A 12,426-nucleotide genomic window follows, 5' to 3' on the forward strand; every position below is an offset into this window, starting at 1 on the left:
TAAAGGTCCAAAAAGCCGATGATCGGACTCGAACCGATAACCTGCTGATTACAAATCAGCTGCTCTGCCAATTGAGCCACATCGGCGTGTAATACTACTGAAAACATTATACACCAAATGTCGGAATCAAGTCAAAGAAAATCACATTTTATATTTTTTAAATGACTCCAAGGGGATTTGAACCCCTGTTACCGCCGTGAAAGGGCGGTGTCTTAACCGCTTGACCATGGAGCCTTATTTTTCGCTGTAATCGTTTTACTGACCTCAGCGAAAATTATAATACCATACTTGTTTTTATTTTGCAAGAGGAAATTTATATTTTTTTTAATTTTTTGCTTTTATACTTGTGACAGACAGGTCAATTCAATTCTTTCTCACAAAAGTAAAAAAGAATATTATTTCGGTATACTCTCCCCCACGCACAATGTCCCATACCCCACCTGATTATCAGGATATTTATCAAATCCCGGCAGGGGCTGCGCGCCTCGTCTTAAATAAGCCTTCACCTTTTCTCCCCAGAGAAAAGGATCATTTCTCCTGACGATCCCCCACTCCATCAAAAGCGCTGCCGAGCCTGTAACAAAAGGCGCAGCAAACGAAGTTCCGGTTACGGTTCCATATCCTCCGCCGGGAACCGGCGCTGTAATTTCCACTCCCGGCGCAGCCAGATCCGGCTTTGGATAAAAAAGGCTGCCCCCGCCTCTTCCTGAAAAATCTGCCGGGGCATTCAGTCTGGAATCATAGGCTCCTACTGTAATTACCTTAGCTGCAGTAGAGGGAATCGTAAGCGTTTCCTCTGCCTTCGGATAATAAAATCCGGTTGCCGGATTCAAAACCCTTCCCCCCGGCAGCCAAAGCTGATAACTGCCGTCTTTGATCCTTCGTCCCCGAAGCTGAATTTTCCACACACCTCCTGTAATATAAGCTCCTCTCGGAATAAAGTCAAAATATATTTCCTGAGTCACCTGGAAAGGGCCTGGTTTTCCATAATAGATCAGAAGCTCTGTTTCTCCGGCCTGATATCTCTGAGTTCCAATCTGTTCAGACAGAGGCCCTATCCTTTCTCCTGAAGGAGTCACAAGAGAAATTTCTATTTCATCTGCGTAAGATTTCCACAGCTGTACATTAAGCACCGGCTCCCGGGGGCTGACACTGAATGGAATTTCTGCCTGCGTACCTGTTTCCAGGATTCCTGCTGTATGAACGCTGTCATTTCCATTATTTCCCGTCCCCACGCAGATCACTGTCCTTCCTGCATCAGATACGTTGCTTAAATATGTCTCCAGAAGCGAATCTCCTCTGTGGGATCCATAATTATTCCCAAAGCTGATATTAACAGCCATTGGTCTTCCAAGCTCTGCCGCCTGCCGGACCAGATAATCAACTCCCTGCATCAGCTCTGCTGTTCTTGGAAAAGAATTCTCTCCGGGCATTCCCATTTTTACGGCAATAATATCACTGGTATAAGCCACTCCCCGGTTCACACCTCCGGAAGCTCTGCCATTTCCTGCCGCAATTCCGAGAACAGAGGTTCCATGACCGCTGAAGTCCTGTTCCCGAACAATTTGTTTTCCTTCTGCCCTGGAAAGTCTCAATGCCCTGTCGATATCTGTTTTTGTATATTCCACTCCTGCTGCATATCCCTCCGGGGGATTTTCTCCGGGCTTTGCCAGAAGGCTCTGATCCCATAACCGCAGGATTCTGCTTGTGCCGTCTTCATTGCAAAAATCAGGATGCTGCCAGTCCACCCCGGAGTCCACGATTCCCACAAGCACTCCCTGCCCGGAAAGCCCCTGTTTCCCCCCTGAAATATTGCCAGTTATCTGTTCAGGCATGCGGTCTGCTGTATTTCCTGTCTGCGCAGCTCCCGGAAAATATCCCTCCTGAACCGGGCGGATGCAGGCGGCATCCAGCGCCTGGTTCACCTGAAAATACAACCGCTTTGGAATCTCTGCAAACTCTATCTGTGGTCTTGATGCAAACTCCGGAATCTCTTCTTCCGGAAGATTCACCACTGCATATCCACCCAAAAGAGGCACTGTCCGGATTCTTTCTCCTGACAATGCCTCTGCATCACCACTATATTTTACTATGATATCCCAGTTTCCGGACCGTTCTTCGTATCCGATATTCAAATTCCCTGACTTTTTCCGTTCCTCTTCTGTAGAATCTAAGGCGAGATTTAAAAGATTATCAAGCTTCTGGTCTGCCATAACTGCCGCCTTCTGCTGCTTTCTTTTTATTTTATGCACCAATCTTTTATTAATATACCTGACTTATCCACATCAACACTCCCTGACAACACAGGATTGCATTTTCCATTATTTTCCTGTATAGTATTTTTATACATTAACGTAAAAAAGGAGGACTCTTTTATGGCATTTGATATTACACCATATATAGATATGGCCCCCTCACAAGTCCGCAGTCTGATCAGACAGGGTAAAATTGATTTTCCCACAGCCGGAATGTGCAGGGGTTATGCCCAGGCAAATCTTGTTATTCTGCCACCGGAGTATGCAGCAGATTTTGAAGAATTTACAGCAAAAAATCCCTTTCCCTGTCCGGTTCTGGAAATCATCAAAGGCACTCCTGAAACTCACGACATGGGAGAAGGCGGAAATATCTGCACAGATATCCCCAGATACCGCATTTATGAAAACGGAGTATTTACAAAGGAAATCACTGATGCATCTCAATACTGGAAAGAAGGATATGTCGGCTTTCTGATCGGCTGTTCCTTCTCTTTTGAGGAGGCGCTGATCCGTGAAGGAATCGAAGTCCGCCACATTGCGCAGGGGCGGAATGTCCCCATGTTTAAAACCAGTATCCAGACTGTCCCTGTCGGACCTTTTTCCGGGCCTATGGTATGCTCCATGCGTCCAATGACTCCGGAAAATGCAAAGAAAGCCTATGAGATCACTGAAAAAATGCCAAATGTTCATGGCGCCCCTGTACAGATGGGAGATCCGGAAGCAATCGGCGTTACCGATATCATGAACCCGGACTACGGAGAGGCTGTAGATATCTACCCGGGAGAGATTCCTGTGTTCTGGCCATGCGGTGTCACACCTCAGGCAGCTGTTGAAAATGCAAAGCCGCCCATTGTTATCACTCACGCGCCAGGCCATATGTTTATCACTGACATTTCCAATGCCACTCTGAATGAATATCTGGAAAAGAAAAAGAAATAAAGCTGCCAAAAAAGCCCTTTCATGTCTGCATTTCTGCCGACACAAAAGGGCTTTTATCCTACCTGAATTTAATATTCGGATAAACCTTTTCCATATATGGATCCGGAAACCAGTCATCCATCAGCTCTCCCACAGCATTTTTTGCCGGAAGGCCATCATGTCTTTTGGAATACCGATCAAGAGCCAGTCCGGACAGTGCTATATTTACGCTCATAAAAAAAACCATGATCATACATAAAGGCTTTCCAATCCGTACCGGAATTTTTTCAATCCATCTGGACAAAAACGGATAAATACCCTTCATCCAGATAATAGCTGCAAATCCCCAGAAAAAACAATACAGGAGATTGATCCTTCCGCCCAGATTAAAGGGAATTTTACTGTAATCCCAGAATACAGTTCCAAACACAATTTCTGTAAACACACTGCAGATGTACTCATAGGCACCGCCGAGAATCGTCCCGCAAAGAAACAGCCTTCTGTCACTTTGTTCCCTGTATCTGTACAAGATCCAGGTAAGCATGGCGCAGCCAAGTCCCCATACAATACTGAACGGCCCAAATACCACACTGCTGCGGCTCATCCATCTTCCCATGGAAAAACGACAGAAAACAGTCTCTGTAATATCTCCGAGAAAGGCTCCGATAAAAAACAGGCAGGCCAGTTTATAGAAACCACATCCGGAAGCAAAGACATCCTCCTTTTCTTCCTTCTCAAGATTGGGATACGCTTTGATCATACGCGCCTGAAGCCGTCTGGTCATGGTATTTTCAAGAAGCTTTGAAGTACGTCCAAGGCCTTCTCTGATCTGATCGATCCGACCGTTTTTCTTTTTCAGCCCCCAGACAGCAATCACTGTTCCAATAAAATCTACAATAAGCAGGCCAAAAAGCACCCACAGGATAATTTCTCCCCAGAGCTTTGGAATCAGTCCCACAAGTCCAGTAAATACAGGGTTCAGCACATAAATCATAAGAACGGTACAAATTCCCCAGAGAACCGAGGTTTTCAGGCATACATATCCTCCCAGATTGAATTTCTGGTCTGAATAATCCCACCATTTTTTATGAAGGCTCATCTCCATAATACGGCCTGTCACATATTCCACAAAGGTATTGACTACCATTCCGCCCAAAAACAGAAAAAGCGGATTTCCTTTAAGCTCCGGAAAGAATACAGCCACCACAGCAGCTCCCAGACCATAGATCGGACAAAAAGGACCGCTGACTGCCCCTCTGTTTACAAAACGATGCCTCTTTACTGCTGCCACTGCAACTTCTCCGCACCAGCCTATAAATGAATAGATCATGTACAGCCAGAGCAGTTGATAAAACGAATAGACCATGGTTGTCTCCTTTTCTGCAAATTCCCTTTTCAGTTAGGGAACATTGTATTTCATATGGAGAATCCTGTCAAGTTTTGTCGAAGAATCTCGAGGCATATTTACTCTTACCACATATGTTTTTATAAATCTCAGTTTCATATAATATGAAATCATACAATAAATAAGCATATCCGAAATATTAACTGCAAAAAGACACCGGAACACAGTTCCGATGTCTCGCAAAAAGCTTTTATGACAGATATTAACATATAGTAAAAATATCTGGCTTCGATACCTGTTAACAATCTCTATATTCAGTCTTCTGCTTTCATTTCCCGGACGATCTTGCGGAGTTTCAGAATCATGGACGGAGCCACGGACAGCTCATCCAGTCCCATACGGACAAACTTCTCTGTCAGAGTCAGGTCAGCGCCCAGCTCCCCACAGATACCTGCCCATTTGCCGCATTTATGTGCATTGTCTACAACCATCTGTATCATCCGCAGAACTGCCTCATGGTGCGGATTATAAAAATCATCCAGTTTCTCATTCTGTCTGTCAATAGCCAGAGTATACTGAGTCAGGTCATTTGTTCCGATGCTGAAAAAGTCTACCATCTCAGCCAGACGGTCGCTGATCATAACAGCTGCCGGAGTCTCGATCATAATTCCCTGTTCCGGAATCCTGTACTGAATTTCCTGGGCTTTCAGCTCGATCTCCACCTCTTTCACAATCTCATAGATCTTTTCCACTTCCTCAACAGAAGTGATCATTGGATACATGATAGAAAGGTTACCGTATACAGCTGCACGGAAAAGAGCTCTCAGCTGAGTTTTAAAGATATCCGGCTGCTTCAGACAGATACGGATCGCACGGTATCCCAGTGCCGGATTCTCTTCATTTCCAAGATTAAAATAGTCCACCTGCTTATCCGCCCCGATATCAAGGGTACGGATAATGACCTTCTTACCGGCCATAGTCTGCACAACCTGCTTATATGCCTGGAACTGTTCTTCCTCTGTAGGAAAATCATTTCTGCCTAAATACAGGAATTCACTTCTGAAAAGTCCGATACCGCCTGCATCATTCTCCAGAACATAGCCGATATCTCCAACACTTCCGATATTTGCATAGATATTGATCTTTTTACCATCAAGTGTGATATTTTCTTTTCCTTTCAGTTCCTGCAGAAGAGCAAGTTTCTCTTTTTCTTCCTGAACTCTTTTAAGTGTGGCTGCCTGAGTTTCTTCATCCGGCTCAAAAGTTACCTGTCCGGTAAATCCGTCTACTACTGCAGTCGTACCATTTTTCAGTTCGTCAAGTGCAAGAGGAACTCCGATCAGCGCCGGAATATTCATCATACGGGCAAGGATCGCAGTATGAGAGTTGGTGGAACCATGAACCGTAACAAAAGCAAGGATCTTTTCCTTATCCATCTGAACAGTTTCACTGGGACTCAGATCATCCGCTACAATGACAGACGGATCGATGTCACTTAAGTCTGCATCTTCCTGTCCGCTCAGATTGCGGACCAGACGTTCTGAAATGTCCTTGATGTCTGCTGCACGGGCTTTCATATAATCATCATCCATAGATGCAAACATCTGAGAGAAGTTATCCCCTGTTACTGCAACCGCATATTCTGCGTTTACCATTTCTGTCTGGATCATATTCTGAATAGCCTCCAGATAATCCTCATCCTCCAGCATCATCTGATGTACTTCAAAAATAGCCGCGCTTGCCTCTCCGACTTCTTTCAGTGCCTTGTCATAAAGCTTCTGAAGCTGTTCCTGAGAACGCTTTACTGCCTCCTGAACACGGCTGGTCTCAGCATCTGCATCCTCGATCCTGGATCTCTTTACCTGATAATCATTCTTTTTGAGGACGACTACCGGTCCCATTACAATTCCTTTATATACGGATTTTCCCTGGAAACTCTGCATACTTTTTTCCTCCCTGACCTGTGGCTTCTATATTTTGTGATTAGAGATTTTCGTTAAAGAATTTCTCCAGTTCTGCAATAGCAGTATCCTCATCTTCACCCTCTGCAGTCACCTTAACAAGATCTCCCTGTTTCGCACCAAGAGACATCAGCATCATGAGCTGAGAAAGTTTTACGCTTTTGCCACCTTTTTCGATCATACATACAGAGCTGTATTTTTTGGCCTCTTTTGCAAGAAGTCCTGCCGGTCTTGCATGGATTCCCAGTTCGTCTTTAATTGTGTACTCAAATGATTTCATGATATTCCTCCATTTTTTGTTTTTTGTTTTATTTTACATTATATCTATCTTTTTTACCATAGTATTTTAAAAAGTACTCTGCATATCATCATTCAATTCATTGCTGTTCACGACCTTTACAGCAACGAGCCGCATGAACACTTACTTTAATTCCGTATCCATCACACGTTCCAGATGCATGGCAAGATATCCGACCTCCACATCATCCAGGCAGATCTTCAGATTTTTCATCATTTCTCCGCACACCTGGGATGCCATATCGAATGCTTTTGGAAAACGTATGGAAATATAATCGTTCATATTTACCTTCAGTTTTTCCCCGCTGAGAGCGCGTGCCACCATATAACGGATATGGTTCATCAGCCTGTTATAAGAAAGAGACATTACGTCAATGGTGGTCCCTGTCTGTTTTTCTACCAGAGAGATACAGTCTCTTACCGCCCTGGTCAGCTGCATGGCCTGGGAAACTTTCTGATCTTCAATAGCTGCATGAACATGAAGGGCAATATATCCGATCTCATGCTCATCAATTTCCACATGAAGCCTTTCCCTGAGAAGCTGTTCGGCACACTTGGCAACCTTGTATTCCTGATGGAACAGGATCCGTATATCCTCCGTAAGAGGATTACTAATCTGTTCCTGGTTTCGGATACGCTGTACAGCAAAAGCAAGGTGATCTGCCATAGGGAATAAAATAGAACGATCAATCTGACCAAATACTTTTTCTGCATGATCAAGGATCTCTCCTGCCAGCTCCAGGCACTCCGGAGGAACGGAGCGAATGATCTCTTCTGCTGATCCTCTTTCCGTAAGTTCCGTCAGCGTGTAGACTTTTGCATCTTCTCCCACGGAAATACTTTCGCTCACCTTTCTGCCGAAAGCAATGCCCTTTCCCATGATCAGACATTTACACTTATCTTTACTTCGAATCCCAATAAATGTATTATGATTTAAAACCTTCACTATCCTGTACATCATCCGTATCTTTCCCCATCGGATCCTAGTTCAGCACTTCCACCTCAAACAGTGGTTCTCCTGCTTTCACCGGTCCCTCTTTCAGAAGACGGATCCTCTGATCGTCTTCAAGCTCCGTACAGAGAACCGGCGTCGCCAGAGACGGCGCATTGGCTTTCAGATAATCCAGATCCAGCTTCAGCATAGGCTGACCTTTTTTTACCTTCTGTCCGTTTTCCACCAGAACCTCAAATCCCTCTCCATTTAATTTTACTGTATCGATTCCTACGTGGATCAGGAGGCTGATCCCGGAATCTGTCATATATCCAATAGCATGCTTTGTGTCAAATACAAAAGCAACTTCTCCATCCTCCGGAGCACATACAAATGCTTCCTCAGGTGTTACTACGGCGCCGTCTCCCATCATCTTCTGTGCAAAAGCTTCGTCAGGAGCTGTTCCCAGATCCGCTGCCATTCCGGTAACAGGGCTGGAGATCACGATGCGTTTTACAACCTTTTTCTCTGTTTCTGTATTCTTTGTTTCTTCCTGCTTTGTTTCTCCTGCTTCCTCTGTTTCTGCATAGGTATCCGGAGCTTTTTCCAGATAATCCTCCAGATTAGATTTAATCACCGTCACATTTGGTCCGTAAATAACCTGCACTCCATTTCCTTTATGGACTACGCCGGAAGCTCCTGTTGCTTTCAGGATGCTGTCATTGACCCTGGAAGCATCGTGGATCGTACAACGAAGCCTTGTTGCACAACAGTCCACATCACTGATATTCTTTTTGCCGCCAAGGCCTCTGGTGATCGCCTCGCTGACCGGATCCTCACTGTCTGAAGCCTGTACCTCTCCGGCTGCAGCTTTTCTGGCATTCACGTCTGCCTTTGTATAAAGTTTTGTTTCCACATCGTCTTCTTCACGTCCAGGAGTTTTGAAATCAAATTTCCGGATCATGAATTTAAAAATAAAATAGTATAAAAGGAAGTAGATAATACCTACAGGGATTACTCGAAGCCAGCTGGTCTTTTCATTTCCCTGAAGAATACCAAACAGGAAAAAGTCAAGAAATCCGCCGGAAAAAGTAAGACCTACCGCAACATTCAGCATATGAGCGATCATATAAGCAGAACCTGCAAGGATCACCTGTACTGCAAAAAGAGCCGGCGCTACAAACAGGAAAGAAAATTCCAGCGGCTCTGTGATACCTGTTGCCATACATGCCAGAGCTGCAGAAAGGAGAAGACCGCCTGCTGCTTTTTTCTTTTCAGGCTTCGCGCACTGATACATAGCCAGCGCTGCGCCGGGAAGACCAAAGATCATAAAAATAAACTCGCCGGAAAAATATCTGGTAGCATCTGCACTGAAATGTGCAATATTTGCGGAATCAGCCAGCTGTGCAAAAAAGATATTCTGTCCACCCTGTACCATCTGACCTGCCACTTCCATAGTGCCGCCAACTGCAGTCTGCCAGAAAGGCATATAGAATACGTGATGCAGTCCAAACGGGATCAGCGCTCTCTTAATGAGACCAAAGATCAGCGTTCCCACATATCCGGAACCTGTCACAAGACCACCCAGTGCAAAAATACCATTCTGAACTGCCGGCCATACAAAATACATCAAAATTCCCACAAACATGTATACGATCGTGGAAATAATAGGAACAAATCTTGTTCCTCCAAAGAAAGACAATGCGCTTGGAAGCTGGATTCTATAAAAACGATTATGAAGAGCCGCCACTCCAAGGCCTACAATAATTCCTCCAAATACGCCCATCTGAAGAGACTGAATACCGCAGACGGAAGTAATTGTTCCCTCAAGGACAGATTCTGCAATCTCTCCATTTTCAAGAATCAGTCCGTTGTTGATAAGCATGGCGTTGATTGCTGTATTCATAACAAAATAAGCAATTACTGCAGAAAGAGCGGAAACCTCTTTCTCTTTTTTTGCCATCCCAATGGCAACGCCTACTGCAAAAATCAAAGGCAGGTTGTCAAAAACAGCGCTTCCTACCTTATTCATAATCATGAGAAGATAGTGGAGAATGGTTCCATCTCCCAGAATTTTTGTTAATCCATAAGTTTCAATAGTGGTTGCGTTCGTAAACGAACTTCCGATACCCAGCAGAAGGCCTGCTACCGGAAGGATGGCGATAGGGAGCATAAAGCTTCGTCCTATACGCTGAAGAACACTGAAAATTTTGTCTTTCATTCTTACTTTACTCCTTCTTATTTTTATTATCATCTAAGAAGTGAGTATACGCAGCTGTATCCTGTTTCAACCGGTTTTTTGTATAAAAAAAGACACTACTACACATAAACACTTCTTGTTATGTATAGTTAATGCCTCCCAAAGAGTAACACACTATAGCTTTTATAACCATAAAAACTATAGCATGTTTTTCTCGCATTTGTCAAGCTATATTTCTTCATTCAGAAATTCGAACGGTTCTTCATCTTTCAAAAAATGCATCAGCATATAAGCGCACATGATGGCTACACGCTCTTCCTTCAGGATGCGTCTTACTTCATTCCGATCTGCCAGAACCACCTCAATCTCCTCGCTGTCCTCCTGGGCTGCCTTACTGATCTCACCGGAAGCATAACCATAAACGGTGGCGCAAGATTCATCCGTAAGCCCTACGGTAGTAAAATAAGGCTTTTCAAAGGCCGGATCCACATGAAGCGGAGTAAAGGTAAGACCTGTCTCTTCATACATTTCACGGACTGCCCCTTCGTGAAAATCTTCCCCTGCTTCCACCAGTCCCGCAGGAAATTCGTATACATATCCGCCAAGGGTATAGCGATACTGGCGGATCAGAACCACCCTGTCTTTTTTCTCTCCGTACAGGCTGTAGATGATAACGCCGTCCGGATCGTTTTTTCCTGTTTTCAGCTTCATTTCACTGACTGTTTTCGCTCTGGACGCCACAAAGTAAGATACCGGCGTATTATGTACACTGGTTGCATCCACATGATACAGGTTGACAAAACGATTGTCGGTAAGTTTTTCTACATTATGTATCTTTCCCATTGTTAATTTTCTCCTTTAAAATAAATCCAGCATGTTATCTAAATATATCTTTTCTCTTATATGAATATGATACTCCGGTTTTGTCATATAATAAAGCAAAAATTCCAGAATCAAAGCGCTGCCAAGTCCCCGTCCTTCTATCTTAAAATTAGAAAATCCCATTGGCATGTAAACATTTTTTATATCGTCGATACTGATAAATCCGGGATTTTCCATTGCCTTTGAAAAACGGTAGCCATAACTGGCGTCAGGAGCCGCACAGTGATGCTCCGGACAGTCCTCTCCAAGGTTTTTACGGCTCACAGTCTCATAACAGCTTTTTCTGTCTGTACAGCCAAACCAGCAGCATTCATTACATAAAAATTCCACCTTGTCTTTCTGGCTCTGGGACAGAATTTTCCATTTATCAAAAGACTTATTGAGACGAAAATCCGGTACGGCATAAAGAAAATCCTCCCAGTTGACTTCCTTCATAAATAATTGAAAATCTGTCAGTACCTTTGTGGTAGACGAAACAAAATAAAGTTCCGGATAATTTATTTTTAAATATTCCAGAAGCAGGTCTGAATGAACAATCACACCATTTTGTCCCTTTTTTGCAAACACTTCACAAAGAGCATTGCACTTTTTATCCAAAAGATGTTCCTGCCTGAGCAGAGAATTACTGAATGTCAGTCGGGCTGAAATCCCATATTCCTGCATCAGGGCCAAAACCTCCTGCGGATCATGATTTCCCTCTCCTACACGGCCGCCGCCCCAGATACAATCTGCCGGAGCTCCGTATACAGAGCCTATCTCACACCAGTCATAAAAATATTCTCTGTGCCTGCGGTATAACGGAAAAAATATCTGATACAGTTCGTAAAATTCAAACAATCCTGGAAGATGAAAATATACCTTGATAGCAAACCCTCCTTCTTTCTTCCCAAAAGGAAAACAACCAAAGCCTCAGCCCTGATTGTTTTCTTTTTATTTCAATATTATTTTCAGTCGCCTTTTAAAATAACACGGATCCTTTTATAAATAAAAAACACGATCACGGAAGTCAGTGTATACTTAAACAGATTAAAAGGAACAATGATCATTGCCACAAATCCAAGCAGACTGTTTACAGAAGGATTTACAGCTGTCCCCATTTCAATAAATGCCTCCACAGGCATTCCAAAAGCTTTTCCATATGCCGGGAGAAGTACAAAAGCGTTCATCAGACAAGCGGCCGCAGTTGTAAGAACTGTTCCTGCAGCCATTCCCTCTACAGCATGTTTTCTGCTTTTGATATGGTGGAAACGGTAGATCAGGCCTGCCGGAATCACAAAAGCACATCCCAGAATAAAGTTTGCCACATCACCCACACCTGCAGTCATGGTTCCCTTTGTCACAAGATGTACCAGAATCTTCACCAGCTCGATCACCACACCTGCCAGAGGTCCCATGGCAAAGCTTCCTATCAGTACCGGAATCTCCGAAAAATCAAGCTGGTAAAAAGACGGCGCCAGAAACGGAATCGGAAACTCAAAGTTCATCAGTACTCCTGCCACAGCTCCCAGCATAGCAATCTGTGTCAGTGTCCTTGTCCGACTTCTCTCCATTACATTCCCACCTCTTAAAACCTGTTCACTCATACTTTATCTCTCCTTTTCTTTTTTGAAGGTCCTGAATAACAGCCTTCTTCTTAA

10 protein-coding genes and 2 tRNA genes are annotated in these 12,426 nt (G+C 44.0%); 1 reads left to right on the forward strand and 11 read right to left on the reverse strand.

Going from position 1 to position 12,426, the window contains the following annotated elements; genetic code table 11:
* Positions 1–13 precede the first annotated feature (13 nt).
* The 3 genes from QVP40_RS04300 to QVP40_RS04310 all read right to left on the reverse strand — a co-directional run bounded on the left by QVP40_RS04300 (position 14) and on the right by QVP40_RS04310 (position 2,213).
* Positions 14–86 (reverse strand) — tRNA-Thr (locus tag QVP40_RS04300).
* A 76-nt stretch (positions 87–162) separates the two neighbouring features.
* Positions 163–234: transfer RNA gene (locus QVP40_RS04305), tRNA-Glu, on the reverse strand.
* A gap of 161 nt (positions 235–395) precedes the next feature.
* Positions 396–2,213 (reverse strand): S8 family peptidase, encoded by a 1,818-nt coding sequence (locus QVP40_RS04310; protein ID WP_022067262.1) that lies wholly within the window; start codon positions 2,211–2,213, stop codon positions 396–398.
* Positions 2,214–2,375: 162 nt separating this feature from the next.
* Between QVP40_RS04310 and QVP40_RS04315 the strand changes: the two genes are divergently transcribed.
* Positions 2,376–3,194, forward strand: a complete 819-nt coding sequence (locus tag QVP40_RS04315; RefSeq protein WP_022067263.1) for a putative hydro-lyase — start codon at positions 2,376–2,378, stop codon at positions 3,192–3,194.
* 58 nt (positions 3,195–3,252) lie between these two features.
* Here the strand turns inward: QVP40_RS04315 and QVP40_RS04320 are convergent, their stop codons facing one another.
* The 8 genes from QVP40_RS04320 to QVP40_RS04355 all read right to left on the reverse strand — a co-directional run bounded on the left by QVP40_RS04320 (position 3,253) and on the right by QVP40_RS04355 (position 12,372).
* On the reverse strand, positions 3,253–4,539 hold the full coding sequence (locus QVP40_RS04320) for a putative ABC transporter permease (RefSeq protein ID WP_022067264.1): 1,287 nt from the start codon (positions 4,537–4,539) through the stop codon (positions 3,253–3,255).
* 293 nt (positions 4,540–4,832) lie between these two features.
* Positions 4,833–6,461: a phosphoenolpyruvate--protein phosphotransferase gene (ptsP, locus tag QVP40_RS04325; RefSeq protein WP_022067265.1), complete on the reverse strand. Its 1,629-nt coding sequence runs from the start codon at positions 6,459–6,461 to the stop codon at positions 4,833–4,835.
* Between the two features lie 40 nt (positions 6,462–6,501).
* A complete protein-coding gene (locus tag QVP40_RS04330; RefSeq protein ID WP_022067266.1) occupies positions 6,502–6,759 on the reverse strand; it encodes an HPr family phosphocarrier protein in 258 nt (85 codons plus the stop codon).
* A 141-nt stretch (positions 6,760–6,900) separates the two neighbouring features.
* Positions 6,901–7,737, reverse strand: coding sequence for a PRD domain-containing protein (locus tag QVP40_RS04335; protein WP_022067267.1), 837 nt, complete (start codon positions 7,735–7,737; stop codon positions 6,901–6,903).
* A gap of 22 nt (positions 7,738–7,759) precedes the next feature.
* Positions 7,760–9,928: a PTS transporter subunit IIABC gene (locus QVP40_RS04340; protein ID WP_022067268.1), complete on the reverse strand. Its 2,169-nt coding sequence runs from the start codon at positions 9,926–9,928 to the stop codon at positions 7,760–7,762.
* A gap of 207 nt (positions 9,929–10,135) precedes the next feature.
* Positions 10,136–10,750: an NUDIX hydrolase gene (locus QVP40_RS04345; RefSeq protein ID WP_022067269.1), complete on the reverse strand. Its 615-nt coding sequence runs from the start codon at positions 10,748–10,750 to the stop codon at positions 10,136–10,138.
* A gap of 15 nt (positions 10,751–10,765) precedes the next feature.
* Entirely contained in the window at positions 10,766–11,653 is an 888-nt protein-coding gene (locus tag QVP40_RS04350; RefSeq protein ID WP_288200322.1) for a hypothetical protein, read from the reverse strand.
* Between the two features lie 83 nt (positions 11,654–11,736).
* Complete coding sequence (locus QVP40_RS04355; RefSeq protein ID WP_022067271.1) at positions 11,737–12,372, reverse strand: ECF transporter S component; 636 nt, start codon at positions 12,370–12,372, stop codon at positions 11,737–11,739.
* Positions 12,373–12,426 lie beyond the last annotated feature (54 nt).

Origin of the sequence: Blautia sp. CAG:257, from assembly GCF_000433815.1 — a bacterium.
GTDB lineage: Bacteria > Bacillota > Clostridia > Lachnospirales > Lachnospiraceae > Blautia_A > Blautia_A caecimuris.